Origin of the sequence: Gordonia jinghuaiqii (genome assembly GCF_014041935.1) — a bacterium.
Taxonomy (GTDB): Bacteria; Actinomycetota; Actinomycetes; order Mycobacteriales; family Mycobacteriaceae; genus Gordonia; species Gordonia jinghuaiqii.
Genome location: NZ_CP059491.1, coordinates 411611 through 437990 on the forward strand (window position 1 = coordinate 411611; position 26380 = coordinate 437990).

The window sequence follows — 26380 nt, forward strand, 5'->3', positions numbered from 1 at the left end:
ATCCTCCTCTACCGCTTCAGCAGATCCGCGTCGTCGACCGACGCCGAGCGGCGCGATCGGAAGATGGTCATGATGATCGCCAGCCCCACCACCACTTCGGCGGCAGCGACGACCATCGTGAAGAAGGCGATCACCTGACCGTCGAAGGATTGGTTCATCCGGGCGAACGTCACGAACGCGAGATTCGCCGCGTTCAGCATCAGCTCGATGCACATGAACACGACGATCGCGTTACGCCGCAGCAGGACGCCCGCGGCGCCGATCGTGAACAACAGCGCCGAGAGGTAGAGGTAGTTCTCGGGGTTCATCGGTCGTCTCCGCGGTTTCGGGGCTTGCGGAGGGTTCGTGCGGCGAGGATGGCGTTCACCGACAGGTCCGATGGAGAGCCGTCGGGGAGCCGGGCCGGGACGTCGACCGCGTTGTGTCGCGCGTACACACCCGGGGTGGGCAGCGGTGTCAGGTTGACGCCACTGCGGAACCGGGCCTGTGACAGTTCCTTCTGCGTGAGACGCGGACCGAACCGTTCGCGGTGCGCGAGGACCATCGCACCGAGCGTCGCGGCGATGAGCAACGCGCCGGTGAGTTCGAAGGCCCACAGGTAGCGGACGAAGATGAGTTCGGCAATGGCCTCGATCGCCGAGTTGCTGTCGGCGGCCAGCGCTCCCGGTGCCGTCGCCCCGGCGACGATCTGGACCGTGGCGGTGCCGATTCCGGCGATGAGCAGCACACCGAACCCGATACCGATGAGCGCGGCGGACAGACGTTGGCCGCGCAACGTCTCCTTCAGTGAGTCCGACGAGTCGACACCGATCAGCATGATGACGAACAGGAACAGCATCATCACCGCACCGGTGTAGACCACCACCTGCACCACACCGAGGAACAACGCGCCCTGCGCGACGTAGAAGGCGGCGAGGACGATCATCGTCGTCGCCAGGAAGATCGCCGAATACACTGCCTTGGTGGCGAAGACGACGCCGAGCGCGCCGGCCACCGCGACCGCGCCGAGAATCCAGAACTGCACCGCCTCGCCGGTGGAGGTGCGCACCACCTCGTCGGCGAGGGCAAGGGTGGTGAGTGCGTCGGTCATGGCCGGGACTCCGGGCCATCATCGACGCGCACGGTAGGTGTGGGGAGCATGACGCGTCCGTCTGCGGTCACCTCGCCGCGGTAGTAGTTCTCCTCGGTCGACCCCGCCGCCATGGCATGCGGTGGTGCTTCGACACCGTGCTGGAGCGGCGCCAGCAGGCGGTCCTTCTCATAGATGAGGTCGGCGCGGTTGTCGTCGGCGAGTTCGTAGTCGTTGGTCATGGTGAGTGCCCGGGTGGGACACGCCTCGATGCAGAGCCCGCATCCGATGCAGCGCAGGTAGTTGATCTGGTAGACGCGGCCGTACCGCTCGCCCGGGGAGTATCGCTCGTCGGGGGTGTTGTCGGCGCCCTCGACGTAGATGGCATCGGCGGGGCACGCCCACGCGCACAGTTCGCAACCGATGCATTTCTCGAGACCGTCGGGATGCCGATTGAGCTGGTGACGGCCGTGGTAGCGCGGCGCGGTCGGCCGTTTCTGTTCCGGGTACTGCTCGGTGATCGTCGGCTGGAACATGCCACCGAAGGTGACGCGTAAACCGCTGACCGGCTTCAGGAAGTCAGGCATCGGTGGTCTCCCTGCTCGCTGTCGGGTCCTCGGACGTGTCGGACGGGACGGGTGGGTTCTCGGGACGGATGAGCCTGCCGGGCATCGGCGGGACGGGGAAGCCGCCCGCCATCGGGTCCCGATCCGGGGTGGGCGAGCCTGGCTCCGCGGTGTCATCCGGTAGGTCGGGGATGCGCATCAGGCGCCAGATCGCATACGCGATCAGTCCGGTGACCACCAGACCGGCGCCCGCCGACACCAGCGCCCGGATGAGGTCGGCGTTGTCGCCGCCGATCGATGCGCGGATGATCGCCACCACCATCACCCAGCCCAGCGAGATCGGGATCAGGACCTTCCAGCCGAGGTTCATGAACTGGTCGTAACGCAGACGCGGCAGGCTGGTGCGGAGCCAGATGAAGACGAACAGGAACGCCCACACCTTGAGGGTGAACCACACGATCGGCCACCACCCGGAGTTGGCCCAGTCGAAGGCACTCAACGGCCACGGTGCCTGCCAGCCGCCGAGGAACAGCGTGGTGGCCAGCGCCGAGACGGTCACCATGTTGATGTACTCGGCCAGCATGAACATCGCGAACTTCAGTGACGAGTACTCGGTGTGGAAGCCGCCGACCAGTTCGCCCTCGGCCTCGGGCAGGTCGAACGGTGCCCGGTTGGTCTCGCCGACCATCGAGATCGCGTAGATGACGAACGACGGCAGGAGAAGGAGTATGTACCAGTGATGTTCCTGTGCGGCAACGATCCCCGATGTCGACATGGTGCCGGCGTCGAGGAACACCGCCGCGAAGGTGAGTCCCATCGCGATCTCGTAGGAGATCACCTGGGCGGTGGAGCGCAGGCCACCGAGCAGGGGGTAGGTGGAACCCGACGACCACCCGGCGAGCACGATGCCGTAGACCCCGACCGACGTCACGGCGAGGACATACAACACACCCACGGGTAAATCGGTGAGCTGCAACGGAGTTTGATGACCGAACACCGACACCATCGGACCGAAGGGGATGACCGCGAAGGCCATCACGGCAGGGACCACCGCGATGATCGGGGCCAGAAGGTAGATCACCTTGTCGACCCCGCTGGGGATGATCCCCTCCTTCAGCGCGAGTTTCACGCCGTCGGCCACGCTTTGCAGGATGCCCTTGGGGCCCACGCGGTTGGGGCCGAGCCGTGATTGCATGCGCGCCATGATCTTGCGTTCGAGCAGGATGGCGACGAGCGGATTGGCGACCAGGAAGGCGAACACCGCAACAGCTTTGACGACGATGAGCCAGATCGGGTCATGTCCGAAGTCGCCGAGTGTCGGATAATCGATGGCGAGTGACTCAGCGGGATGGTGGACGGTCATCGCTGATCACCTCCACTGTCGGCGGGGGCGGGCGACAGGGCCACCAGATCTCCGGCCTGGGCGCGAAGCGCGGAGTGAACGTGCGAGCCCGGCGAGTACAGCGGCACCCACACGACGCGGTCGGGCATGTCGACGATCTCGACCGGCAGGCGGATCTCGCCGTCGGCGGTGCTCACCCGCAGGCGGTCCACTGTGCCCGCGGCCGAACCGCCGTTCTCGGGGGCGATGCCGGCCTCCACGGCGGTGGCGAGGGAGAGACGGGCAACGGGTCGTCGAGCGGTTCCGGCCAGATGCGGTTCGCCGTCCTGCAGCCGACCGTCGTCGAGCAGCATGTGCCACGTCGCGAGCACCGCCTGCCCGGCCGCCGGCGCACGCCGCGGCAGCGTGTGCGGGCCGACGGCGGGCCGGTCACCCGACCAGGCACCGATGCGTCGCAGGTCGATGGAAATGGTCTGCGCGGCATCGCACCGGAGCTCGACGCCCATCTGCCGTGCGAGCGCGTCGAGCACCCGATGATCGGGGAGGTGACCGGAGTCGGTGAGGGCTGTGGTGAAGCTGCGCGGTCGACCCTCCCAGTCGACGAAGGTCCCCTCCTTCTCCGCAGCCGCCGCCACCGGGAACACCACGTCGGCATGGGAGGTGACGGTGCTGTGGCGCTGTTCGAGGCTGACGACGAACGGTGCGCCGGCGAGCGCCTCGCCGGCGGCCGCGGGGTCGGGCAGATCGTCGAGGTCGACGCCGGCGACGACGAGAGCGAGGCCGTGATAACGGGCGGCGTCGATGATTGCCGCGGTGTCGCGACCGGGCCCAGAACCGATCTCGGCTCCCCAGACCTCGGCGACGGCAGCGCGGGCCGTGGCATCGGCGACCGGTCGGCCACCGGGCAGGAGATTGGGCAGCGCACCGACTTCCAGGGCGCCGCGCTCACCCGCACGACGCGGAATCCAGGCCAGGCGCGCGCCGGTACGGTCGGCCAGTTCGACGGCGGCGACCAGCGCGCCGGGGCTGGTCGCGAGTCGTTCGCCGACGACGAGGACCGCTCCGGGCGCGTCGAGGTGGGCGGCAACCTGCTCGGAGGCCAGGACCTCTGCCTCGGAGCCGGGGATGGCCGGGAACAGCCGGGCGTCGAGCTTCTGGGCGCCGCGGCTCGCATAGGGCGCGATGGTCGCGACGCGCTGACCCCCGGACCGTACGGCACGACGCAGCCGGAGGAAGACGATCGGCGACTCCTCCTCGGGTTCGAAACCGACAAGCAGCACCGCAGGGGCAGCAGACAGATCGTCGTAGGTGGTCTCGAGGCCGCGGCCGGCGACGCGGGCGGCCAGGAAATCGGCCTCCTCGGCGCTGTGGCTGCGCGCACGGAAGTCGATGTCGTTGGTGTGCAGTACGGTTCGGGCAAAACGCGAATACGCGTAGGCGTCTTCGACGGTGAGCCGTCCACCGGTGAGGACGCCGACACCGCCGTTCGCCGCTGCCAGACCGTCGGCGGCAGCGCGCAGGGCGTGCGCCCAGGACACCGCGTGCAGCTCGCCGTGTCGATCGCGCACCAGCGGCGAGGCGATCCGGTCGGCGGCGGTGGTGTAGGTGAACGCCCAACGTCCCTTGTCGCAGTTCCATTCGGAGTTGACCTCGGGATCGTCCCCGGCCAGGCGCCGGAGGACCTTGCCGCGACGGTGGTCGGTGCGCTGGGCGCATCCGCTCGCACAGTGCTCGCAGACACTCGGCGTGGAGACGAGGTCGAATGGGCGCGCCCGGAACCGATACTGGGCGCCGGTCAGCGCCCCGACGGGACAGATCTGCACCGTGTTGCCGGAGAAGTAGGAGTCGAACGGCTCATCGGCGTAGATGCTGACCTGTTGCAGCGCACCACGATCGGCGAGTTCGATGAGCGGGTCGCCCGCGATCTGCGTGGAGAAGCGCGTACACCGTGCGCAGAGTACGCATCGTTCCCGGTCGAGCAGGACCTCCGAGGACAACGGGACGGGTTTGGTGAACGTGCGTTTGATGCCGTCGAACCGGGACTCGCTGCGCCCCGTGGACATCGCCTGGTTCTGGAGGGGACATTCGCCGCCCTTGTCGCAGACCGGGCAGTCCAGGGGGTGGTTGATGAGGAGGAGTTCCATCACACCGCGCTGGGCGTCGGCGGCGATCTCGGAACTCAGTTGGGTCGCGACGACCATCCCGTCGGTGGCCACGGTCGTGCACGAGGCCAGGGGCTTGCGTTGACCCTCCACCTCGACCAGGCACTGACGGCACGCGCCGACCGGGTCGAGAAGCGGATGGTCGCAGAACCGCGGGATGGTGATCCCGATCTCCTCGGCGGCCCGAATCAGCAGGGTGCCCTTCGGAACTCGTATCTCACGCCCGTCGATGGTGATGCCGACCAGGTTGTCGCCCTCGGTGGCGGGATCGCTTCCGTGGGTCAGCGTCATCGCGCACCTCCCGGCTGGTCGAGGACGGTCGCGAGTGAGTGATCGAACGGGCACCCGTGATCGAGGTGGGACAGATACTCATCGCGGAAGTACTTGAGCGAGGAGATGATCGGACTGCCCGCGCCGTCGCCGAGTGCACAGAACGACTTACCGACGACGCTGTTGGTGACATCGGCCAGGGTGTCGAGATCGGCAGCGGTGCCACCCTCGTGTTCGAGGCGGTGCAGCAACTGCACCAGCCAGTAGGTTCCCTCCCTGCAGGGCGTGCACTTGCCGCACGATTCGTGTTCGTAGAACTCCGTCCACCGCAGCACCGCGCCGACGACGCACGTCGTCTCGTCGAAGATCTGTAATGCCTTGGTGCCCAGCATCGATCCGGCGGCGCCGACGCCTTCGTAATCGAGGGGGACGTCGAGATGTTCGGGGGTCAGGATCGGCGTGGACGATCCGCCCGGCGTCCAGAACTTCAGCTCGTGGCCGGCTCGGACCCCGCCGGCGCGCTCGAGGAGCTGCCGCAGCGTCACGCCGAGGGGCGCTTCGTACTGGCCGGGGCGCGTGACGTGCCCGGACAACGAGTACAGGGTGAAACCCGGTGACTTCTCGGTACCCATCGAACGGAACCAGTCGACGCCGTTGCGGATGATCGACGGGACACTGGCGATCGATTCGACGTTGTTGACCACGGTGGGGCTCGCGTACAGGCCGGCGACCGCCGGGAACGGCGGGCGCAGACGGGGCTGGCCGCGTCGGCCTTCCAGGGAGTCCAGCAGCGCGGTCTCCTCGCCACAGATGTAGGCGCCCGCACCGGCGTGCACGACGAGCTCGAGATCGAAGCCGGACCCGAGGATGTCTGTGCCGAGATAGCCTGCGCGGTAGGCCTCGTCGACGGCTGTGCGGAGTCTGCGGATCACCGACGCGACTTCCCCGCGGACGTAGATGAACGCATGATGCGCACGGATCGCATACGCCGCGATGATCACACCTTCCACCAGCGTGTGCGGCGAGGCCAGCATCAGCGGCATGTCCTTGCAGGTACCCGGCTCGGACTCGTCGGCGTTGACCACGAGGTAGTGGGGGATCGCCGGATCGGCTTGGGGAGAGTCGTCTTGCGGGATGAACGACCATTTCATGCCGACCGGGAACCCGGCGCCGCCACGTCCGCGGAGGCCGGAGGCCTTGATCATCTCGATGATGTCGTCGGGAGGTGTTCCCAGCGCGGTGGCCATCGCGCGATAACCGTTGTGCCGCAAGTAGTTCGTCAGGGACCACGACTCTGGCTCATCCCAGTGGCGGGACAGTACCGGTGTTTCCGGCGGGTCGGGTTCGGGCGGTTCGGGGGTGGTTCCGACCCGGCTCCTCGCTGCGCTCGTCGCCTGCTCGACCAGCGAGGGTGCGGCGCCGGCGAGCTCGCGCTCGGTCTGGCGGAAAGAACACACCGCACCGCTGCCGCGAGCGGGCCGGACCGCGACACCCGCCCGGAGATCCTCGATCAGTTCCACCGTCGACTCCGGTGTCTGGTTGTCGAAGAACTCCCAGTTGACCATCACGACGGGAGCGAAGTCGCAGGCGGCATTGCATTCGACGTGTTCGACGGTGATGCGGTGATCGGCGGTGGTGTCGCCGGGTTCGACGCCGAGGTGATCGCAGACGGCGCGCAGGATCTCGTCGCCGCCGAGGGTGGCGCACAACGTGTTGGTACAGACGCCGACGAGAAACTCGCCGGTGGGCGTGCGCCGGTACATCGTGTAGAAGGTGGCCACCGAAGCGACCTGCGCCGGGGTGAGATCCAGTTGGGCCGCGCAGAATTCGATACCCGCACGGGTCAGGTACCCGTCCTCGGACTGCACCAGATGCAGCAGCGGCAACAGTGCCGAGCGTGCCTGCGGATACCGCTCGATGATGGGCGCGGCGTCGGCGGCCAGCCGTTCGGCGACGCCGTCGGGGTAGGCGGCCGGGCCGTCGAAGGTGATCGTCGGGACCGGCATGGCGTGTGCCGGCGCCGCGCCCTCCGGCGGCGGTGAGGTGCTCAGGTCCACGAACACGGGATCGGTCATCGGTCCACGCCTCCCATCACCGGGTCGATGCTGGCCACGGCCGTGATCACGTCGGCGACCATCCCGCCCTCGCACATCGCCGCCACCGCTTGCAGATTCGTGAACGACGGGTCGCGGAAGTGCACCCGGTACGGTCGGGTGCCGCCGTCGCTGACCATGTGGACGCCGAGCTCGCCGCGCGGGGATTCCACGGCCACGTAGCACTGCCCGGCCGGGACCCGCATGCCCTCGGTGACCAGCTTGAAGTGATGGATGAGGGCCTCCATCGAGGTGCCCATGATCCTCGCGATGTGCTCGGGGGAGTTACCCAGCCCGTCGGGACCGAGGGCGAGGTCGGCGGGCCAGGCCAGCTTTCGGTCGGCGACCATGACCGGGCCCGGGCGCAGCCGCTCCAGGCATTGCTCGACGATCCGGATCGACTCGCGCATCTCCTTGACCCGGATGAGGTAGCGCCCGTACGAGTCGCACGTGTCGTCGGTGATGACGTCGAACTCGTAGGTGTCGTAACCGCAGTACGGTTCGGTCCTGCGGAGGTCGTGCGGGTAGCCCGTCGAACGCAGCACCGGTCCGGTGATCCCCAGCGCCATGCACCCGGTGAGGTCGAGATAGCCGACGCCCTGCGTGCGTGCCTTCCAGATGTAATTGTCGGTCAACAGATCTCCGAGCTCATCGAGTCGCCCGGGTAGCAACCCGATGACCTCGGCGACTCGCTCGATCCCGTCGGGCGGCAGGTCCTGGGCCACTCCGCCCGGCCGGATGTAGGCGTGATTCATCCGCAGACCGGTGATGAGTTCGAACAGATCGAGGATCATCTCGCGTTCGCGGAAACCCAGGAACATCGCGGTGACCGCACCGAGCTCCATCCCGCCGGTCGCCAGTGCGACGAGGTGGCTGGAGATGCGGTTGAGTTCCATCAGCATCACGCGGATCACGGTGGCCCGCTCGGGGATGTCGTCGGTGATGCCCAGCAGCTTCTCCACGCCGAGGCAGTACGCGGTCTCGTTGAAGAACGGCGACAGATAGTCCATCCGGGTCACGAAGGTGACGCCCTGAATCCAGTTGCGGTACTCGAGGTTCTTCTCGATGCCGGTGTGCAGGTAGCCGATTCCGCAGCGCGCCTCGGTGACCGTCTCACCCTCGATCTCGAGGATCAGGCGCAGCACGCCGTGGGTCGAGGGATGTTGCGGCCCCATGTTGACGACGATGCGTTCGTCGCCGGGCTGTTGTTCGGCGCGGGTGCGGACGTCGGAGACGATCGCATCCCAATCCTGGCCGGAGACGGTGTAGGTGCGGGCGGGTTTCGACGACCCGGTGGTCGTGTCGGTCATCAGCTGTACGACCTCCTCCGGTCCGGCGGGTCGACGCGGGTTCCCTTGTACTCGACGGGAACTCCGCCGAGCGGATAGTCCTTGCGTTGTGGGTGGCCCTCCCAGTCGTCGGGCATCTCGATGCGGGTCAGCGATCGGTGACCGTCGAAGATGATGCCGAAGAAGTCATAGGTCTCGCGTTCATGCCAGTCATTGGTGGGATAGATGTCGCAGATGCTGGGGATGTGGGGATCGGTGCCCGGAGCCGACACCTCCAAACGCAGCCGGCGGTTGTGTGTCAGCGACGCGAGCGGGTACACGGCGTGGAGTTCGCGGCCCGTGTCGCCGGGGTAGTGGACACCGTTGACGCCCAGGCACAGTTCGAATCGGAGGTCCTCCGCATTGCGCAGCGTCAGCGCGACCGACGGCAGGTACTCGCGTGCCACATGGATGGTCATCTCGTCGCGGAAGACGACGATCTTCTCGACGGCCGCGTCGTAGGTGTCACCGAGGGCGGCGGCCAGGGCGTCGTCGACGTCGTCGAAGTAGCCCCCGAACGGCCGAGAGGAGCTGGGCGGCAGCGTGACCGGCTTGACCAGGCCGCCGTAGCCCGAGGTGTCGCCGGTACCGGGAGGTCCGAAGAGTCCGTGGCGGACTCCGATCACCTCGGGGTCGGGGAGGTCGGCCCGGTGTGACGAGGCCGGGCCGTGTGCGGGGGTTTCCCCGTGTTCGGGAGTATCCCTGTGTGCTGGAGTATCTCCGTGTGCTGGAGTCTCGCCGTGCGGCGACGGGCCGGTGCTCATCGCAGCAGGCCCTTCATCTCGAAGGTCGGAGTCGCCTGCAATGCGGCGCGCTCGGCGGCCCAGATCGCCTCGTCGCGGTTGACGCCGAGCGGCATCTCCTGGATCTTCTCGTGCAGCTTGAGGATCGCGTGCAGCAGCATCTCCGGTCGCGGGGGACATCCCGGCAGGTAGATGTCCACGGGTACCACGTGATCGACGCCCTGGACGATCGCGTAGTTGTTGAACATGCCGCCCGACGACGCGCAGACACCCATCGCCAGAACCCATTTGGGCTCGGGCATCTGATCGTAGATCTGGCGTAGCACCGGTGCCATCTTCTGGCTGACCCGTCCGGCCACGATCATCAGATCCGCCTGCCGCGGAGATGCACGGAACGCCTCCATGCCGAATCGGGCCAGGTCGTACCGGCCCGAGGTGGTGGACATCATCTCGATTGCGCAGCAGGCGAGTCCGAACGTCGCGGGCCACAGCGACCCCTTGCGCATGAAGCCCGCCAGATCCTCGACGGTGCTCAGCAGGAATCCGCTGGGGAGTCGTTCCTCGAGTCCCATCTCCTGACCTCCTCGCAGTGGTGAAATCTCGCCGGTGAACGTTGAAAGGTGCTCAGTCCCAACTCAGTCCGCCGCGCCGCCATTCGTAGGCGTAGGCGACGGAGACGTTGACGATGAACAGGAGCATGGCCATGAGTCCGAACCAGCCGAGCGAGTCGAAGGCGACAGCCCATGGATAGAGGAAGACGATCTCGATGTCGAAGATGATGAAGAGCATTGCGGTGAGGTAGTACTTCACCGGTACGCGCTGGACCGAGCCGGTTGCCACCGCGCCGGCGCGTGGCGACAGCAGGCTCTGCTCGACCGGCTCGATGCCGCACTCGTAGGGCTCCAGTTTGGCGCGGTTGTACCGTTTCGGCCCGATCGCGGTGCCGACGAAGACACTGAAAACGGCAAACGCCACGCCGATTGCCCCGAGGATCATGATCGGGACGTAGGCGTTCAAAGCGCGGACCCCTCCTCGCTTGTGGCAGCCGGATCGCACCTGTTGGGTGGTGCCGGCTCGGGTTTCGTCCTACTCGTGCCGCCGGTCCGATCTGGGCCCGCCAGTACGAATGTGAGCTACAACACAAGCCTAGGTGAGCGGCTGGCGGGAGTCACTGTTTTCTAGAGTTCGGCGTTTCTGACCATGTCGACGAAGGCGCGCGGCAGGGCGATGGGATCGACCGGCAGGGTGGCCACTGCGTCGGCGCGGGACCAGTCGGCGAGCCAGCGGTCGTCGGCGCGACCGAGGAGGACCAGGACCGGGGGGCTGGGGTCGAGCTCGTCCTTCATCTGCTTGGCCACGCCCATGCCACCCGCCGGAGAGGACTCGCCGTCGGCGATCACGACGTCGATGACGCCGGCATCGAGTTGCGCGAAGACCATTGGCGCGGTGGCGACCTCGATGAAACTGAGGACCGGGATGGCGGGATCGGGACGGGTGCCGAGCGTGTTGATGACCTGTGCGCGCGTCTCGGAATCGTCGGAGTAGACCAGTACACGCAGCGCCCGGGCAGCCTGGGGGTCGGTCACGGTTGCGATGCTACCGCCGGGGGTGGCGGGGTTTGGGGGGTTTGTGCGACCTGACGGGTGGCGGTCTGGTGTCCCGGCGCGGTGGCCGGTGGAAAGTCGGTGTGGCGGTGCGTGTTCTGAGGCCGGGCGCTGATCCTCCGAAACTCGGACGGGCCACGATGTGGGTCAAATGTACGAAATGTCGGGGTTTGCATTGCGCTCCGACGCTCTCTAGGGTGAGCCTAGCCTTAGTTAGGCAATGCAAACCTGAATAGAGAGTTGTTGCCGAGATGTCGTACACCCACACGAGGGCGCGGCGGTCTGTTGCCGCCTTGTCGCTGTGCCTCGTCCCCGTACTCGCCCTGACCGCGTGCGGCGGCGGCGATTCTGACGCCGACCGCGCCGCCGGGCCGGAGACCGCCACGACGCTGACCGTCGCGACCAACAAGGACGCCGGACCGCTGAACATCTTCGCCGGTCAGACCGACCAGATGACCGAGCTGGTGTACGACAAGCTGCTCGCGCCGTCGCCATATGTGGCGGAGCCGCAGCCGTGGCTGGCGACTTCCGTCGAACAGGTCGACGCGAAGACGTGGGAGGTCGGCCTGCGGGACGACGTGAAGTGGCACGACGGCGAGAAGTTCACCGCCGACGACGTCATGTTCAGTTTCCACTTCATGCATGCCGCGCCCACCGGCCGGTTCACCCACCACATCAACGACACCCCGTCGATCTCGACCGTCGTCCCCACCGACGACGGCGGCGTCCGCTTCGTCTGTGACTACGCGTGCCCCGAGCTGGGTACCGTCACCCTCGCCGATCTCCCGATCCTGCCCGAACACGTGTGGTCGGCGGTCGACCCCGCCGACGTCAAGCAGGTCACCGACCTGCCGATCGGCACCGGGCCGTTCAAGCTCGTCGACTACAGCCCGACGTCGGGCTACCGCTTCGAGGCCAACACGGAGTACTTCGCGGGCAAGCCGACCGTCGACGAACTGAAGATGCCGGTGATCCCCGATGCGTCGGCCACCTTCACCGCGCTGCGTTCGGGCGAGATCGATGCGACCACTCGCCCGCTGAATCCCGAACTGGTCGACCAGTTCAAGTCGACGCCCGACATCGGTGTCATCGAGGCCGCGCCGCTGCAGTACCCGGAGCTCAAGCTGAACTTCCTCGAGGAGCCCTTCGCCGAGGCCCGCTTCCGTACCGCGGTCAGCCGTGCGGTCGACCGTGACCAGCTGCTCGACGTCGTCGCGCTCGGCCGCGGGCGTCCCGCGACGCAGGGTTACGTCCACCCCGACGCGCCGTACGCGAAGCCGGACACCAACACCCCCTACGACGCCGACGAGGCGCGCACCATCCTCGACGAACTCGGGTACCGCGACGTCGACGGTGACGGCAAGCGTGAGAAGCCCAACGGTGAGAAGCTGCCGCTGACGCTCTACGTCGACGGCGGGCTCGCCCCCGACGTCCGGGCCGCCGAACTCCTGCAGGAGGACTTCGCCGCCGTCGGGATCGACGTCTCGATCAAGGCGCTCGACGCCGGGTCCATCTCGGAGGTCAGCTCCGACAAGTCCTACGACATGCTGATCACCACGAATTCGCCGCACGCCGTTGCCGATTCGACGCAGTTCATCATGTCGCACCGCTCCGGCAACCTGTGGAAGCACCCGAGCCTTCCCTACCCGGAGTTCGACGCCCTCTACGAGGAGTGGAAGGCCACCGAGACCAACGAGGACCGGATCAACGCGCTGTACAAGATCCAGGACGTCTTCAACAAGCAGCCGACGGCCATCGGCCTGTACTACCCCGAGGAGTACTGGGGCTACCGGTCGGACAAGTTCGGCGGCTGGGTCGTGACACCCGGCTACGGCATCGTCCAGAAGTGGTCGTTCCTGCCCCGTGACGTCGCCGAGAAGGCGCACGCGATAGCTCCGAACGACTGAGATGTCCGCTGACCGACTGCGGTCGCTCGCCCGGCGAGTCGGCCAGTATCTGCTGGTGCTGTGGGCGGCGGTGACCCTCAACTTCGCGCTGCCGCACCTGGCGCCGGGAGATCCGGTCGTCTATCTGTACGGCGGCGCCGAGGGAAACCTCGCGCCCGAGTACGTCGCCCGGATTCGTGCCGAATACGGCCTCGACCAGAGCATCCCGGAGCAGTACCTGTCCTTCTGGGCGGGCCTGCTCCGGGGCGACCTGGGCATGTCGGTGTCGATGAACCGGCCGGTGTTCGACGTGCTGATGGACAAACTGCCGTGGACGGTGGCGCTGGTCGGCCTCGGCATGTTGTTCGCCGCGGTGCTCGGCACCCTCCTCGGAACCTGGGCGGCGTGGCGTCGTGGGACCAAGCGGGAGACCGCGACCCTGACCGCGACGCTCGCGGTCGACTCGATGCCGGGCTTCTGGGTCGGCATGATCCTCATCGCGATCTTCTCCGTCGGGCTCGGCTGGTTCCCGTCGTACGGCGCCGCGACCATCGGTGCCGAGGGCTGGGCCTGGTTCGGCGAGGTCATCGCGCGGCTTGTGCTTCCGGTCGCCACCCTGACGATCGCCAGCATCGGCGGCTTCTTCCTGCTGTCCCGGGCGTCGACGGTGGTCGTGCTCGACGAGCCGTACATCCGTCTCGCCCGGGCCAAGGGCCTGCGCGAACGGCAGGTCGCCATGGGGCACGCGATGCGCAACGCTCTGCTACCGGTCTTCACCACTCTCACCCTCGCCGTGGGCACCATGCTGTCGGGGGCAGTGGTCGTCGAGACCGTCTTCTCCTACCCCGGGCTGGGCAAGCTGACCTACGACGCGGTGACCACCCGCGACTATCCGCTGCTCCAGGGCGCGTTCCTCCTGGCGACGATCGGCATCATCGCGGCCAACATCGTCGCCGACCTCACCTATCCACTGATCGATCCGCGGGTCCGGCGCCGGCGCGCCGAGACGGCCGAACCGTCTCCACAGGAAGCGGTTTCGTCATGAAACGGGCAACCGATGTGCAACGGGGCGGGCCCACCGTCTCGTCGAGATCGCGGACCAGCGCCATCGTCGGCGCGAGCATTCTCGGTGTCCTGGCGGTGTGTGCGATCTTCGCACCGTGGATCTCGCCCCACGATCCCGGCGAGCGCGTCACCCGGCCGTTCGCGCGACCCTCCGGCGACCACTGGCTCGGATCCGACGACGCAGGCCACGACCTGCTGTCGATGCTGCTGCACGGCGCGAAGATCTCGTTGACGGTCGGCATCATCGCGGGGCTGGCGGCCACCGTGATCGGCGCACTGGTCGGCATCATCGCCGGCTACTGCCGCGGGACGATCGACGCGGTACTGATGCGCATCACCGATGTGGTGCTGTCCCTGCCGGTCCTGCCGCTGACGATCGTGATCGGGGTGTTCATCGGTCCCGGTCTGACCACGCAGATCCTGGTGATCTCCGCGGTCCTGTGGGCGGGCCTGGCCCGCGAACTGCGTTCGCAGGTGCTGTCCCTGCGTGAGCGCGATCATCTGCAGGCGCTGCGGTCGATGGGCGCAACCACACCGTATGTCCTTCGACGCCATGTCTTTCCGGCGGTGGTCCCGCTGGTGGTCCCGCAGTTCATTCTCGCCACCAAGACGGCGGTGCTCCTCGAGGCGTCGTTGTCGTTCCTCGGCCTCGGCGACATCTCGGCACCCAGCTGGGGATCGATGTTGTCCCTGGCGCATCAGCGCAGCGCGTTCCTCACCGACGCCTGGATGTGGTGGGTGGTGCCGCCGGGTATCGCGATCGCCGCGACCGTGCTGGGTTTCGCCCTGATCGGCAACGCGCTGGAGGAGCGGTCACGCCCGATGCTGGTGCGACGGAAGAAGTTGTCGAGAAGGTCTGTGCCCCAGCGGATCGTCGCCGGTATGCCCGATGCCGACGCACCTCCCCTGCGGATCTCGCACCTCTCGGTCTCCTACAGCGAGGACGGGCGTCCGACGGTCGACGATGTGAGCCTGACCGCGAAGGCGGGCGAGATCGTGGCCGTGGTCGGCGAATCCGGCAGCGGCAAGTCCACTGTCGCCGCGGTCACCGTCGGGCTGCTGTCGCCGGCGGGAGAGATCACCGCGGGATCGGTGGAGATCTGCGGACGGGACGTCGCCGCCATGCGGCCCGGAGAACTCCGGGCCATGCGCGGCAACGACATCGCCCTCATCCCCCAGGAGGCCATGAGTGCGCTCGATCCCGTGCAACGCATCGGTGACCAGCTGATCGAGGCCATCTGCGTCCACCGTGATGCAACGCGCGAAGAGGCACGTGCCCGCGCGGTCGAGCTCCTCGGACTGGTCGGGATCGACGCCGGCCGGATCGGGGCCTACCCGCACGAACTCTCCGGCGGCATGCGTCAGCGCGTCGTGATCGCCATCGCCCTGGCCAACGATCCGACCGTCCTCGTCGCCGACGAACCGACCAGCGGCCTCGACGTGCTCGTCGAGGTGGAGGTGCTCGATCTCCTGGCCCGTCTCCGCGACGAGCTGGGTCTCACCGTGCTGCTCGTGTCGCACAACCTGGCCGCGGTCGAGCGGATCGCCGACACCATCGCGGTGATGTACGACGGGCGGATCATCGAGTCCGGACCGACGGCCGCGCTGATGGCCGACCCGCAGCAGGAACACACCCGCGATCTGCTCGGCGCACTACTCCGTCTGCAGCCGGCCGCAACGGAACTGGTGGGCTCATGAGCCTTCTCGAGATCTCCGGACTGTCCGTCGAATTCCGTGGACACACCGCGGTCGACGACGTGGATCTGCGCGTCGACGCCGGTGAATCCGTGGCCCTGGTGGGAGGTTCGGGCGCAGGTAAGTCGACGGTCGCGAAAGTGGTCGCCGGCCTCGTCGCCCCCTCCGCGGGTGCGGTGACCTTCGACGGCGTCGATATCCTCTCGCTGTCCCGCCGCAAGGCCCGCCCACTGCGGCGCGACATCCACCTGGTGTTCCAGGACCCGTACGCCTCGCTGCCGCCGACGCTGAGGGTCGCCGACATCGTCGCCGAGCCCTTGGTGATCCACGGAATCGGCAACCGGACCGAACAGTCGGATGCGGTGGCCCGCGCACTCGAAGCGGTGAATCTGACACCGGCGCAGGACTATCTGAACCGTTTCCAACATCAGCTGTCCGGTGGCGAACGGCAGCGCGTCGCATTCGCCCGGGCCGTGGTGGCACAACCGCGGCTGATCCTGGCCGACGAACCGACCAGCGGCCTCGACGCCTCCCTGCGGATGGAGATCATCGACCTGATGGACCGGCTGTGCCGCGTCGACGGCATCGCGATCGTCCACATCACCCACGATCTGGCTCTCGCACAACGCGGTTCGAGTCGCGTCGTGGTGATGCGCGCCGGGCGCGTCGTCGAATCAGGCCCGGTGGACGAAGTGCTGTCGGCACCCCGAGACCCCTACACTGCGCGACTCGTATCAGCCGCGAGTCGCCCGCGGGACAAGTGAGAGAAGGATTGATGACAAAGTTCGCCATGGTGACGATGTACCCGACGGGGGAGGGCTCGCCCTTCGCCGAGGGGAAACTCGGCTTCGACGTCACCGGAATCGACTGCTACGCCCTCGACGACGCCGCCCTCGCACCGTTCGACGTGCTGGTGTTCTCCTCGACCGTCGACCAGGAACACCTCGCCCGGAATCGCGATGTGATCCGTCGCTTCCTCGACGCCGGGAACGTGGTGGTCTTCGGCGGCCACCTGCACCGTGACTGGCTCCCCGGCACAAGGCCTTTCGAGCCGGCCATGCCGCAGCGCCGGGCCACCTACGAGGTCACCGAGGTCGCCGACCATCCGATCTTCGCCGGGGTGACGTCCCTCGACATGGACACCCGGCGCGGAGTGCGCGGCTTCTTCGCACGAGGCCATCACCCGGTACCCGAGGGCGCCGAAGTGCTGGTCCGGCTCGTCGGCGGACAGGCGACCACCTACATCGACCGGGTGTCGACCGCGGGCACAATCCTCGTCCACGCCACCGCCGACCTGTTCGCCTATTCGTCGGGCATCGAGGACAGCACGGCCGCGCGTATCCCCGCGCAGCTCGCGCAGTGGGCGTGTGACGAGGTCGACGACCTGCGCGCCACCCCGCGACCGGCGGGCAACGCGCCGACGGAGCCGTGGGAGAAGCTGCCCGCAAGCCCTTCCACCGGAACGGGTTCGGGCGTCGCGGCCGTCTACGGCGGCAATGCGCATCACCACCGGGCGCTGACCATCGAGAAGTACGGCGAGCACGTCACCGGCGGCCTGCTGTACCTGCCCGAGCTCGCCGACACCGACCTGCGCGGGTACGACGCCCTCATCATCCCCGAGCGAATCCATCGCGGACACTTGAACGCGGCCGCACCCCGGATCCTCGAGTTCCTCGAATCCGGCGGCACCGTCATCGCTTTCAGCGGCGGCGAGCCGCTCGCCGAATTCCTGCCCGGTGTCCACTGGGCGCATCGTCCCACCAACTACTGGTGGTGGCTCGAGGACGGTGCCGACATGGGCCTGCGTTCCCCGAACCCCGACCACTCCTTCTTCGAGCGCCTCGAACTGAAGGACTGCACATGGCATTACCACGGCGTCGTCGAACCGCCCGCCGGTGCGCAGGCGCTGGTCGACCTGCCGACCGATGAGACACTGCTCTACGTCGACGAGGTGAGCACGCCGGGCACACTGGTGATCTCCACCCTCGACCCGATGTCCCACTTCGGCGCCTATTTCATGCCCGCCACCGAACGCTTCCTCGACGGGTTCATGCCGTGGGTCCCCGAGTTCGCGTCCGCCCAGGCACGCAAGAAGCGCCCCCTCACCACACAGGAGTCGATCCGATGACACTGAAGCTCGCCGACCAGGGAAAGATCCTGGCGTTCGACATCGATGACGTGATGCTCTACCACGGGCCGGGCTTCCCCGGCGGCGTTGCGCACGCATACAAGGTGCTCGAGCGTGCCCTGCCGCTGCTCGGCGAGGAGGGGACCGTCGAGCGTCGCGACGTCCGCGTCGGCACCGCGCATCGCGGGCCCGGTGTGCGGGACACGATGGAGATGGTGCTACGCGCGGTCACCGAGGACCGGTTCACCGTCGACTCCGCGCTCGAACGCACCGACCGCGGAGAAACATTGGAGCGCTATGTCTTCGAGCTCGGGTACCGCGACAATCTGGTCCGTCTCGAGATCCGCGAGGGGTTCGTCACCGACGAGTTCATCCAGCTGGGGCGCAAGGCGTCCCGCACCGACGCCGAGGACGTTCGCCTCACGGCACTCAAGCAGGAAATGGCCGACCGGCTGCTCGCCGCACCGGCCGACCAGGTCTACGACGTCGTCGGAGACTGAAACGGTCAGTGCTCGGTGGAGAACCCGACGCGGCGTCGGTGCACCTCGAGCGCGAAAGTCACCAGCTGGTCGATGAGATCCGGGTAGGCGACGCCGCTGGCCTCCCAGAGCTTGGGGTACATCGAACCGGGGGTGAAGCCCGGGATGGTGTTCACCTCGTTGAGTAGCCAGCCACGCCCGGGCTCCTCGTAGAAGAAGTCCACCCGCGCCATGCCGGTGCACCGCATCGCGGTGAAGGTGCGGGCGGCGAGCTCGCGGACCTCGGCGGTCGCGGCATCGGAGACCTGCGCCGGGATGACCAGTTCGGCCGCGCCGGTGACGTACTTGTCCTCGTAGTCGTAGAACTCGCTGCCCGGCTTGATCTCGCCGGGCACCGAGGTCTCGGGTGCCGTGTCGCCGAGAACCGCCACCTCGATCTCACGTCCGGTCACGGCCTCCTCGATGATGACCACGTTGTCGTAACGCAGCGCGAGGTTGATGGCGGCATCTAGTTCGGGCTCGTCGTGGGCCTTGGTGATTCCGACCGAGGACCCGAGATTCGCAGGCTTGACGAACACCGGCAGACCGAGTTCGTCGATGGCGCGGGTCGTGATGGAGGTGGGGTCGTCGACGCCGTCGCGGAACTCGACCCAGCGGCACTGCGGGATGCCTTCCTGCGCGGCGACGATCTTGGCCAGGGCCTTGTCCATGCAGACGGCCGACGACAGGACCCCGGCGCCCACGTAGGGCAGCTTGAACAGCTCGAGCATCCCCTGAATGGTGCCGTCCTCACCGTGGGGGCCGTGCAGCAACGGGAGGACGACCGTGATCGCCTCGTCCGCGTGACCACGCAGCTCGGTCAGCGGCTCCACCGCGGTTCCGTCAACCTCGAGCGCGTCGGGCAGCGGCGTGCCGTCGGTGATGGCGGCAATCGCCTTGTCGTTGCGCAGCCAGGTGCCGTCCTTCGCGATCCCGATGGGTACGAGGTCGTACTTGGTGCGGTCGGCAGCTGCGAGGACGTGCGCCGCGGTGACCCGGGACACATCGTGTTCGGCGGAGACGCCACCGTAGAGAACCACCAGACGCAGCAGCCGAGAAGACATGCCTGCCACGATACGGCCCCCCGCATTCGAGTTCTCTGTGTGTCGGGGTCCGTTCGGGGAGCTCGGGTGGCACGGGCCTCGATCGCGGCTGTCGTGTGGGGTCGGGCGTGCGGGGATGTATCCGCGACTCGGGGCGGTGGACGGGCGTCGACTAGCGTGGACCCGTGCATTTCAGAGCGAGCGAGGTCGCGGAGGCGGTGGGCGGTGAGCTGATCGGCCCCGACGTGCAGATCGACGGGGCGAGCATCGACTCGCGGAGCATCCGGCCGGGCCAGCTGTTCGTGCCGGTCGTGGCCGAACGCGACGGTCACGACTTCATCCCGGCTGCCCTCGAGAGCGGCGCGGCGGCGTACTTCACCACGCAGGACGAGCCGGTCGGCGGCACCGCCATCCGGGTGCCCGACACCGCCCTCGCCCTGGCCGACCTCGGGCGAGCGGTACGCAGCCGCATCCCCGACCGGGTGGTCGGGGTCACCGGGTCGGTCGGCAAGACGTCGACGAAAGATCTGCTCGCCGGGGTGCTCGGGACCACCTACCGCACCGCCGCGAGCGAGAAGTCCTTCAACAACGAGCTCGGTCTCCCGATCACGTTGGCCGGCGCGGACGACGACGTGGAAGCCGTGGTCCTGGAGATGGGTGCGCGCGGCATCGGGCACATCGACCTGCTGTGTTCCATCGCTCGCCCGACCGTCGGGGTGATCACCCGCGTCGAGGGCGTGCACCTGGAGCTCTTCGGCGACATCGAGTCCGTCGCACGGGCGAAAGGTGAACTCGTCGAATGCCTTCCGGCCGACGGCATCGCCGTGCTGAACGCCGATCACCGCTACGTCGCGGCGATGGCCGACCGCACCTCGGCTCGGGTGCTGCGCTACGGATTGTCCCCGGATGCAGACGTGTACGCATCCGACATCGTCGTCGACGACGAGCTGCGGGCGTCGTTCCGCCTGCACACCCCGTGGGGATCGGCCGACGTCCGACTCGGTGCACGTGGTGAGCATCAGGTACCCAACGCGCTCGCGGCCGCCGCTGCCGGCGGTGGCCTCGGGGTGTCGGTTCAGGACATCGCAGCCGGGATGTCGTCGGCGCAACTGTCCGGTCTGCGAATGGAACTCGCACGATCGTCGTCGGGAGTCGTCGTCCTCAACGACGCCTACAACGCGAACCCGACGTCGATGTCGGCGGCGCTGAAATCGCTTGCCGCGCTACCGGCATCGCGCCGGGTGGCGGTGCTGGGCACCATGGCCGAGCTCGGCGCCGACTCGCCCGAGCAGCACCTTGCGATCGCCCTCGAGGCGCGTGACCTCGGCGTCGAGGTGGTCGCGGTCGCCGAGGAGGCCTATGGCGACACCGCCCGGCACGTCGCCGGCGTCGACGACGCGGTCTCCCTTCTCTCCGACGTCGGTGACGGGGATGCCGTGCTGGTCAAGGGCAGTCGGGTTGCGGCGCTCGAGCGGGTGGCCCAGGCGCTGCTGGACTGATGTCGACGTGCCCGGTGGGTACGGGCCCGACCTCGCGCGTGGCGCGCACCGGGGTGGCCAGACTCCGGTCGCGGGTGGTGAGGCCGATGCCCTCCGATTGCCGGAACCGTGCCCGGTACTCACTCGGGCCGACGCCCAGCTCCGCGCGGAATCGGTTGCGCATGGTCGGGCTCGACGGAAAGCCCGACGCGCGTGCGACCTCGGTGACCGACATCTCCGGTCGTGTGCGCAGCAGTGCGCTGGCCGACTTCAGCCGGCGATCGGCGATCCGGCATGCCAACGAGTCCTCGGTGTCCTCGAAGTGGCGGTACAGCTGTCGGCGGCTGATGTGGAGATGGCGCGCGATGGTGTCGGGGGAGAACGAGGGATCGCGATGATGTCGCTCGATGAGTTGCGTCACGGCCTCACGCACGAAGAGCGCGTTGTCGGTGAGCCGGCGATTGTCGAAGTCCAGCTGTCCGAGTGCCGCCCGGACGAGCTCGATCGCGGCCATCTCCGTGTCGTGATCGGGATCGGCCGCGGCGACCGCCGTGTCGGAGGCGAATTGCAGGATGAAGGCCGCTGTCGATCGTGCGAGAAGCGTGTGTGAGGCCACCGGGCGAATCGCCTGCTCGGCGATGCGTCGTTGATCGCCCAGTAACTCCAGCGGGATCACCAGTCCCGCAGGGTCGTTGATCTCATACGTGCGTTCGGAGTACGGCGAGGCGTTGCTGACGAACGCGAGTTGTCCCGGACCGTAGGCGAAGTCGCGGCTACCCTGTTTGACCGTGTGCCGGCCACGCATCGTGTGGACGCCGATCACGAGGTCCTCGGATGGCTGCTGTCTGATGAGCCTGGGGGTCCGTACGACCTGAAACGGCGTGTGCAGGCTGCAGAACGTCCCGATCACCGAGAGCTTGCGGATGTACATCACCGAGTCGAAGCTCTCGGGCTTGTCGGTGAGCACCTCGACATGCTGGCCGTAGCTCCGCAACCCGTCCTGTCCGCTGAGCCGGATGGATGGCGGATGTTCGGCTTCGGCGACCCCGATGCGTTGCTGCCAGGCGTCGACGACGTCCGACGGCAGGGCGGGTGCTGCGTCACGCGTGGTCATGCCACGATCTCCGGATTGCTCCGATCCCAGCGGGGGAGCAGCAGGAACGCCGCGAGCAGGAAGCACAGTGCGCCGGCGAAGGTGCCCACGTTGGCGATCGCGGTGTCGACGGTGACTCCGGCGGCGGTGATGTACGCGCCGACCGCCGAGATCCCGAAGGCGATGCAGCCCAACAGATTGACAACGGCGGCCCACCAGGTCCGTGAGCCTGGGTCGACGAGCTGCCTGGCGTGCTTGTAGCCGAGGACGGCGAGGAACCCGCTGACGAGGAAGGCGATGGATCCGCCGGCGTCGGGAGACCAGACGAGATCGCGCTCAGCGGGGATCGAGTGCGCCGTCAGTGCGGCGGTGGTGCTCACGTTGAACAGCACCGTGCCCAGTGATTGTGTTGCGGCAGAGAGCCAGTCGGCTCGCACCATCACGCCGCTGCCATAGTCGACGCGGGTGGTGACCGGACCGGACAGCAGCAGCTGGATCAGTCCGGCGGCGGTGAAGAACCAGGCACCGATGAAGAAGCAGAGGTTGACGGTCGCCGGGCCGGCCAGACTGCCGAAGCCGGGCGCCGAACCCAGCGCGAACAGGGAGGACCCGATCATGAATCCCCAGCATTGTTTCTGCAGGGTCGGAGTCAGGATCGTGCTCCGCGAGGGCGAAGCCGGGACAGCGACAGTCATCTCATACCTAGCTCTGGATCGAGGGGCCCCGGCCCGGACAGCGGCCGGGCCGGGGCCCCGATCACGGTGGGAGAACCGCGATCAGTGGTGGAAGTGTGGCTGGTCGTCCTCCCGGGGCATGGGGCCCTCGAGACGATCGAGGAACTCGACCTCGGTTCGGATGTCGGCCAAGAGAGCCCGTGCCAGATCGTGACTCAGCCCGGCGCGCACCACGATCCGCTGGACCGTCAGGTCCGCGAGGTCGTCGGCCATCGGGTATGCCGGCACCAGCCAACCCTTCATCCGGAGGCGATCGGACAGATCGTAGAGAGTCCAGTTGTCGGTGTGCCCGGACTTCAGGCGCCACGCGAACACCGGGATGGTGTCACCCCTGCTGACGAGTTCGAAGGCGTCGATCTCCCCGATCTGGGACGACAACCACTGGGCCACATCGAGCGAACCCTGCTGGACCTGTCGGTAACCCTCACGGCCCAGACGCAGGAACATGTAGTACTGCAACAAGACCTGCGCACCCGGGCGCGAGAAGTTCAGCGCGAGCGTGGGCATGTCGCCGCCGAGGTACGAGCAGTGGAACACCATGCTCTCCGGGAGGGTCTCGGTGGAACGCCACACGATCCAGCCGACGCCGGGGTAGACCAGCCCGTACTTGTGGCCGGATGTGTTGATGGACACGACCCGCTCGACCCGGAAATCCCATTCGAGGTCGGGCTGGCAGAACGGGGCGATCATCGCGCCCGACGCGCCGTCGACGTGGATCTTGACGTCGAGTCCGGTGTCTGCCTGGATCTGGTCGAGCTTCGCGGCGATCTCCTTCACCGGCTCATACATGCCCGTGTAGGTCTGACCCATGATCGCGACGACGCCGATGGTGTTCTCGTCGACGTACTTCTCCAGTTCGTACCCGTCGAGAACCATGTGCTCGGGGCTGATCGGAACCCAGCGGGGTTCGACCTCGAAGTAGTTGCAGAACTTCTCCCAACACACCTGCACGGCGGTCGAGAGCACCAGGTTGGGGGTTTCGGTGGACTTCCCCTCGGCCTTGCGGCGGGTCTGCCAGTGGCGCTTGAGCGCGAGTCCGCCGAGCATGCAGGCCTCGGAGGAGCCGATGGTCGACGTGCCGATCGAGTTGTCGACGTCGGGGTTGTTCCACAGATCCGCGAGGATCCGCCAGCAGCGGTCCTCGATCGCGGCCGTCTGGGGGTATTCGTCCTTGTCGATCATGTTCTTGTCGGCGGTCTCGCTGTAGAGACGTTTGGCCTCGTCGTCCATCCAGGTGGAGACGAACGTCGCGAGGTTCAGTCGCGCGTTGCCGTCGAGCATGGCCTCGTCGTGGACGATCTGATAGGCAGTGTCGGGCAGGAGCATGTCGTCGTTGAGTGCGAACTTGGGCAGTTCGGTGGCCTCGCCCGCCCGGGTGAAGACGGTGCTCAGAGTCATGGAATCGCCGACGTTGGTTGTCGTGCGGGCTCTTGAATAGGGCTCGGATGACATGGGTTCCTCCTGGGGTGGTTGGTGAGGTGCCGGTTGATCAGCGCTCGGGGTATTGGGTGAGCGCTTGGGGTAGGGGTGAAAGGACGGTTCGAGGTGATCTCGGACGGGACGGCCGCGCGGCGTGGCGGCTCTCGGCCTCCCTAGACTTCGACAGGCGGGTACAGGCGGTCCATCGTGTACTGGCGATTGCGTCGGGCCGCCCACGAGGAGATCAGCATGCTGACCACGGTGATGCCGGCGAGTACGGCTGTCGCGAGCCACAATCTGTAGTCGATACCACCCACGGTCAGTTGTCTCAGGCCTTCGACGGTGTATGTCATCGGATCGACATGGTGGATGTACTGGAACGGCGTGGCGGTGGTCGGCACGGGATAGATGCCTCCCGCCGACACCAGCTGCACCATCAGGAACGCCAGCGTCACCACGCGCCCGACGGCGACGCCGAACACGGCGTTGAACATCTGGATCATCGCCATGAAGGTGGCGACCACCAGCAGCAGGAACAGGAACGTCGAGATGGGATGGACCGCTCGGAGACCGACCGCGAAGGTGACGACCGAGTAGAGAACCGCGGCCTGGACGAATCCGATGGTGAATGCCGGTGCGTAAGAGGACAACACGACGCGCATCGACGAAAAGCCCTGCACGATCGGACGGGACTGCAAGGGGGTCAGCAACATCCAGGTGATGATCCCGCCGACGAACAGGGCCAGCGACATGAAGAACGGGGCGAAGCCGGTGCCGAAGGTCGGGGCTTCGTGGGTGTACTGCTCCTGGAGTTCAACCGGTTGGGCCAGCGTGGAGGCGATCTTCTTTTTCTGTTCGGACGTCCACGACGGCAGTGCCTTCACGCCCTCGTCGAGCCCGGAGGCCAGTTCATCCGCACCCGCGGACAATTTCACGGTGCCGCTCGCCAGCTCGGTGGCACCGGCACTCAATTCGCCGAGACCCGTGCTGAGTTCGGCAGAGCCGCTGCTCAATTCGCCTGCGACACCGCGCGCGGCGAGCACGTCGTCGCGCAGCCCGCCGTTCTCGAGGAGTGTCATGCCCAGCCGAAGCGGACTCTGCGGGTTGCCGAGCTGCTCGGACAGCAGGGTCGCGTCCGAAGACAGTTGGGTGAGCTGATTGTTCGCGTCCGGGCCGAGTCCGTTGGTACGGAGGAACTGGCGCGCCGGCGACAACGCCTCGGCGAGGCCGCGCATGGCGGGATCGGATGAGGCGCTCAGCCGGGTGATCACCGCGTCGATGGCGGTGCCCGCCTGCGACTGTCGCTGGGCCGCTGCCGTCAGCTGGTTCGACGCCGCGGCGGCGTTGCGGGACAGCCGGTCGGCCGCGGCGTTCACCTCTGCCGGGGATATCCCGGTCCGATCGCCGGTGCCGATGGCGGCGAGCAGCGGATCGGTCGCCCGGAGAAGGGCGGCGTCGAGCGTGCCGAGTCCACCGGCGAGCTGTGCCGCGCCGTTCTTGGCCGTCACGAGGTCGGTCGCGATCTCCTGCGCCCCGGAGTTGGCGGTCCTGAGTCCGGCGGCGAGTTCGTCCGCGCCGCTCGCGGCCGTACCGAGCTTGCCCGCCACGGTGCCGACGTCGCTGAGGACGATGTCGAAGGTCTGGGCACCCACCTGGGCGCCGACCTTGTTGACCACCTGCTGTGCGGCATCCTGGCCGATGATCGTCGCCAGATAGTTGTTTGCGTCGTTGTAGGTGAAAATCAGTGGTGCCGAACGTGGTTCGTCACTGGTCGGGGAGGCGATGGCTGCGCTGAAATCGGCGGGCAGGGTGATGGAGAAGTAGTACTTGCCGTGGGCGACACCGTCGGCGGCCTCGTCGGCGGAGACCTCCTTCAGATCGAGCTGTCCGGAATCGATCAGCCCTTGTGCGACCTGGCTTCCGGCGTCCAGCTTCTGTCCGTCGACCACCGTGCCGGTGTCCTCGTTGACCAGTGCGACCGGGATCTTGTCCGCGGCGGCGAAGGGATTCCAGAACGCCCACAGGTACATGGCCCCGTACAGCAATGGCATGAGCATGATGACGACGAGGGCCAGTCGTGGCATCCGGCCGCGGTAGTACCGCTTGAAGTCACTGCCCGGCGAGAATGCGGCAAACATCGTGTC

Annotated in this window: 23 protein-coding genes; 7 read left to right on the forward strand and 16 right to left on the reverse strand. The window is 67.3% G+C overall.

The features are described 5' to 3' along the window. Positions 1 to 8: 8 nt before the first annotated feature. The 11 genes from nuoK to H1R19_RS01760 all read right to left on the reverse strand — a co-directional run bounded on the left by nuoK (position 9) and on the right by H1R19_RS01760 (position 11159). A complete protein-coding gene (gene nuoK, locus H1R19_RS01710; RefSeq protein WP_005200546.1) occupies positions 9 to 308 on the reverse strand; it encodes an NADH-quinone oxidoreductase subunit NuoK in 300 nt (99 codons plus the stop codon). Further along, complete coding sequence (locus H1R19_RS01715; protein WP_219850399.1) at positions 305 to 1090, reverse strand: NADH-quinone oxidoreductase subunit J; 786 nt, start codon at positions 1088 to 1090, stop codon at positions 305 to 307. Before H1R19_RS01715 ends, nuoK begins: the two co-directional genes overlap by 4 nt. Then, complete coding sequence (gene nuoI / locus H1R19_RS01720; protein WP_219850400.1) at positions 1087 to 1656, reverse strand: NADH-quinone oxidoreductase subunit NuoI; 570 nt, start codon at positions 1654 to 1656, stop codon at positions 1087 to 1089. The genes H1R19_RS01715 and nuoI overlap by 4 nt, the downstream gene beginning before the upstream one ends. After that, a complete protein-coding gene (gene nuoH, locus H1R19_RS01725) occupies positions 1649 to 2998 on the reverse strand; it encodes an NADH-quinone oxidoreductase subunit NuoH (protein WP_219850401.1) in 1350 nt (449 codons plus the stop codon). Before nuoH ends, nuoI begins: the two co-directional genes overlap by 8 nt. After that, positions 2995 to 5430: an NADH-quinone oxidoreductase subunit G gene (locus H1R19_RS01730; protein ID WP_219850402.1), complete on the reverse strand. Its 2436-nt coding sequence runs from the start codon at positions 5428 to 5430 to the stop codon at positions 2995 to 2997. Before H1R19_RS01730 ends, nuoH begins: the two co-directional genes overlap by 4 nt. Next, positions 5427 to 7484 carry an NADH-quinone oxidoreductase subunit NuoF gene (gene nuoF / locus H1R19_RS01735; RefSeq protein ID WP_219850403.1) on the reverse strand — a complete coding sequence of 686 codons (2058 nt, stop codon included), beginning with the start codon at positions 7482 to 7484 and terminating at the stop codon, positions 5427 to 5429. Before nuoF ends, H1R19_RS01730 begins: the two co-directional genes overlap by 4 nt. Further along, positions 7481 to 8812, reverse strand: a complete 1332-nt coding sequence (gene nuoD / locus H1R19_RS01740; RefSeq protein ID WP_188330933.1) for an NADH dehydrogenase (quinone) subunit D — start codon at positions 8810 to 8812, stop codon at positions 7481 to 7483. Before nuoD ends, nuoF begins: the two co-directional genes overlap by 4 nt. Then, on the reverse strand, positions 8812 to 9594 hold the full coding sequence (locus tag H1R19_RS01745; RefSeq protein WP_188330934.1) for an NADH-quinone oxidoreductase subunit C: 783 nt from the start codon (positions 9592 to 9594) through the stop codon (positions 8812 to 8814). The genes nuoD and H1R19_RS01745 overlap by 1 nt, the downstream gene beginning before the upstream one ends. After that, positions 9591 to 10145, reverse strand: a complete 555-nt coding sequence (locus tag H1R19_RS01750) for a NuoB/complex I 20 kDa subunit family protein (RefSeq protein ID WP_188330935.1) — start codon at positions 10143 to 10145, stop codon at positions 9591 to 9593. The genes H1R19_RS01745 and H1R19_RS01750 overlap by 4 nt, the downstream gene beginning before the upstream one ends. A 52-nt stretch (positions 10146 to 10197) precedes the next feature. Next, the gene (locus H1R19_RS01755; protein WP_188330936.1) at positions 10198 to 10590 is read right to left on the reverse strand and encodes an NADH-quinone oxidoreductase subunit A; all 393 of its coding nucleotides are present in this window, start codon (positions 10588 to 10590) and stop codon (positions 10198 to 10200) included. A 161-nt stretch (positions 10591 to 10751) separates the two neighbouring features. Further along, positions 10752 to 11159 (reverse strand): hypothetical protein, encoded by a 408-nt coding sequence (locus tag H1R19_RS01760; RefSeq protein WP_188330937.1) that lies wholly within the window; start codon positions 11157 to 11159, stop codon positions 10752 to 10754. Positions 11160 to 11428: 269 nt separating this feature from the next. On the opposite strand from H1R19_RS01760, the gene H1R19_RS01765 reads away from it, so the two are divergent. The 6 genes from H1R19_RS01765 to H1R19_RS01790 are packed head-to-tail and all read left to right on the forward strand — an operon-like array spanning position 11429 to position 18451. Beyond that, positions 11429 to 13084 (forward strand): ABC transporter substrate-binding protein, encoded by a 1656-nt coding sequence (locus H1R19_RS01765; protein ID WP_188330938.1) that lies wholly within the window; start codon positions 11429 to 11431, stop codon positions 13082 to 13084. Position 13085: 1 nt separating this feature from the next. Then, positions 13086 to 14108, forward strand: a complete 1023-nt coding sequence (locus H1R19_RS01770; RefSeq protein WP_219850404.1) for an ABC transporter permease — start codon at positions 13086 to 13088, stop codon at positions 14106 to 14108. Continuing rightward, positions 14105 to 15826, forward strand: coding sequence for a dipeptide/oligopeptide/nickel ABC transporter permease/ATP-binding protein (locus tag H1R19_RS01775; protein ID WP_219850405.1), 1722 nt, complete (start codon positions 14105 to 14107; stop codon positions 15824 to 15826). The genes H1R19_RS01770 and H1R19_RS01775 overlap by 4 nt, the downstream gene beginning before the upstream one ends. After that, positions 15823 to 16587, forward strand: a complete 765-nt coding sequence (locus H1R19_RS01780; RefSeq protein ID WP_219850406.1) for an ABC transporter ATP-binding protein — start codon at positions 15823 to 15825, stop codon at positions 16585 to 16587. The genes H1R19_RS01775 and H1R19_RS01780 overlap by 4 nt, the downstream gene beginning before the upstream one ends. Positions 16588 to 16598: 11 nt before the next feature. After that, complete coding sequence (locus H1R19_RS01785; protein ID WP_188330942.1) at positions 16599 to 17951, forward strand: type 1 glutamine amidotransferase family protein; 1353 nt, start codon at positions 16599 to 16601, stop codon at positions 17949 to 17951. Beyond that, positions 17948 to 18451, forward strand: a complete 504-nt coding sequence (locus H1R19_RS01790) for a hypothetical protein (RefSeq protein WP_219850407.1) — start codon at positions 17948 to 17950, stop codon at positions 18449 to 18451. Before H1R19_RS01785 ends, H1R19_RS01790 begins: the two co-directional genes overlap by 4 nt. 5 nt (positions 18452 to 18456) lie before the next feature. Here H1R19_RS01790 and H1R19_RS01795 read toward each other — a convergent pair whose 3' ends face one another. Beyond that, positions 18457 to 19533: a D-alanine--D-alanine ligase family protein gene (locus tag H1R19_RS01795; RefSeq protein WP_219850408.1), complete on the reverse strand. Its 1077-nt coding sequence runs from the start codon at positions 19531 to 19533 to the stop codon at positions 18457 to 18459. A 164-nt stretch (positions 19534 to 19697) separates the two neighbouring features. Here H1R19_RS01795 and H1R19_RS01800 point away from each other — a divergent pair, with 164 nt between their 5' ends. Further along, positions 19698 to 21011 carry a UDP-N-acetylmuramoyl-tripeptide--D-alanyl-D-alanine ligase gene (locus H1R19_RS01800; protein WP_188330945.1) on the forward strand — a complete coding sequence of 438 codons (1314 nt, stop codon included), beginning with the start codon at positions 19698 to 19700 and terminating at the stop codon, positions 21009 to 21011. Here the strand turns inward: H1R19_RS01800 and H1R19_RS01805 are convergent. The 4 genes from H1R19_RS01805 to H1R19_RS01820 all read right to left on the reverse strand — a co-directional run bounded on the left by H1R19_RS01805 (position 20956) and on the right by H1R19_RS01820 (position 26374). Next, on the reverse strand, positions 20956 to 22104 hold the full coding sequence (locus tag H1R19_RS01805) for a helix-turn-helix domain-containing protein (protein ID WP_219850409.1): 1149 nt from the start codon (positions 22102 to 22104) through the stop codon (positions 20956 to 20958). The two genes, H1R19_RS01800 and H1R19_RS01805, sit on opposite strands and share 56 nt — an antisense overlap. Further along, positions 22101 to 22778, reverse strand: a complete 678-nt coding sequence (locus tag H1R19_RS01810; RefSeq protein ID WP_188330947.1) for a hypothetical protein — start codon at positions 22776 to 22778, stop codon at positions 22101 to 22103. Before H1R19_RS01810 ends, H1R19_RS01805 begins: the two co-directional genes overlap by 4 nt. An 81-nt stretch (positions 22779 to 22859) precedes the next feature. Beyond that, positions 22860 to 24269, reverse strand: coding sequence for a glutamate decarboxylase (gene gad / locus H1R19_RS01815; protein WP_219850410.1), 1410 nt, complete (start codon positions 24267 to 24269; stop codon positions 22860 to 22862). Positions 24270 to 24409: 140 nt separating this feature from the next. Next, positions 24410 to 26374: a YhgE/Pip domain-containing protein gene (locus H1R19_RS01820; protein WP_219850411.1), complete on the reverse strand. Its 1965-nt coding sequence runs from the start codon at positions 26372 to 26374 to the stop codon at positions 24410 to 24412. Positions 26375 to 26380: the final 6 nt, after the last annotated feature.

Bases quoted from the DNA above. Each gene is read 5' to 3' on its own strand.
- H1R19_RS01715 (WP_219850399.1), bottom strand. From the start codon at position 1,090: ATGACCGACGCACTCACCACCCTTGCCCTCGCCGACGAGGTGGTGCGC.
- H1R19_RS01770 (WP_219850404.1), top strand. From the start codon at position 13,086: ATGTCCGCTGACCGACTGCGGTCGCTCGCCCGGCGAGTCGGCCAGTAT.
- H1R19_RS01790 (WP_219850407.1), top strand. From the start codon at position 17,948: ATGACACTGAAGCTCGCCGACCAGGGAAAGATCCTGGCGTTCGACATC.
- H1R19_RS01775 (WP_219850405.1), top strand. From the start codon at position 14,105: ATGAAACGGGCAACCGATGTGCAACGGGGCGGGCCCACCGTCTCGTCG.
- H1R19_RS01805 (WP_219850409.1), bottom strand. From the start codon at position 22,104: ATGACCACGCGTGACGCAGCACCCGCCCTGCCGTCGGACGTCGTCGAC.
- gad (WP_219850410.1), bottom strand. From the start codon at position 24,269: ATGTCATCCGAGCCCTATTCAAGAGCCCGCACGACAACCAACGTCGGC.
- nuoF (WP_219850403.1), bottom strand. From the start codon at position 7,484: ATGACCGATCCCGTGTTCGTGGACCTGAGCACCTCACCGCCGCCGGAG.
- nuoH (WP_219850401.1), bottom strand. From the start codon at position 2,998: ATGACCGTCCACCATCCCGCTGAGTCACTCGCCATCGATTATCCGACA.
- H1R19_RS01750 (WP_188330935.1), bottom strand. From the start codon at position 10,145: ATGGGACTCGAGGAACGACTCCCCAGCGGATTCCTGCTGAGCACCGTC.
- H1R19_RS01810 (WP_188330947.1), bottom strand. From the start codon at position 22,778: ATGACTGTCGCTGTCCCGGCTTCGCCCTCGCGGAGCACGATCCTGACT.
- H1R19_RS01765 (WP_188330938.1), top strand. From the start codon at position 11,429: ATGTCGTACACCCACACGAGGGCGCGGCGGTCTGTTGCCGCCTTGTCG.
- nuoI (WP_219850400.1), bottom strand. From the start codon at position 1,656: ATGCCTGACTTCCTGAAGCCGGTCAGCGGTTTACGCGTCACCTTCGGT.
- H1R19_RS01780 (WP_219850406.1), top strand. From the start codon at position 15,823: ATGAGCCTTCTCGAGATCTCCGGACTGTCCGTCGAATTCCGTGGACAC.
- H1R19_RS01745 (WP_188330934.1), bottom strand. From the start codon at position 9,594: ATGAGCACCGGCCCGTCGCCGCACGGCGAGACTCCAGCACACGGAGAT.
- H1R19_RS01820 (WP_219850411.1), bottom strand. From the start codon at position 26,374: ATGTTTGCCGCATTCTCGCCGGGCAGTGACTTCAAGCGGTACTACCGC.
- nuoK (WP_005200546.1), bottom strand. From the start codon at position 308: ATGAACCCCGAGAACTACCTCTACCTCTCGGCGCTGTTGTTCACGATC.
- nuoD (WP_188330933.1), bottom strand. From the start codon at position 8,812: ATGACCGACACGACCACCGGGTCGTCGAAACCCGCCCGCACCTACACC.
- H1R19_RS01795 (WP_219850408.1), bottom strand. From the start codon at position 19,533: ATGTCTTCTCGGCTGCTGCGTCTGGTGGTTCTCTACGGTGGCGTCTCC.
- H1R19_RS01730 (WP_219850402.1), bottom strand. From the start codon at position 5,430: ATGACGCTGACCCACGGAAGCGATCCCGCCACCGAGGGCGACAACCTG.
- H1R19_RS01785 (WP_188330942.1), top strand. From the start codon at position 16,599: ATGACAAAGTTCGCCATGGTGACGATGTACCCGACGGGGGAGGGCTCG.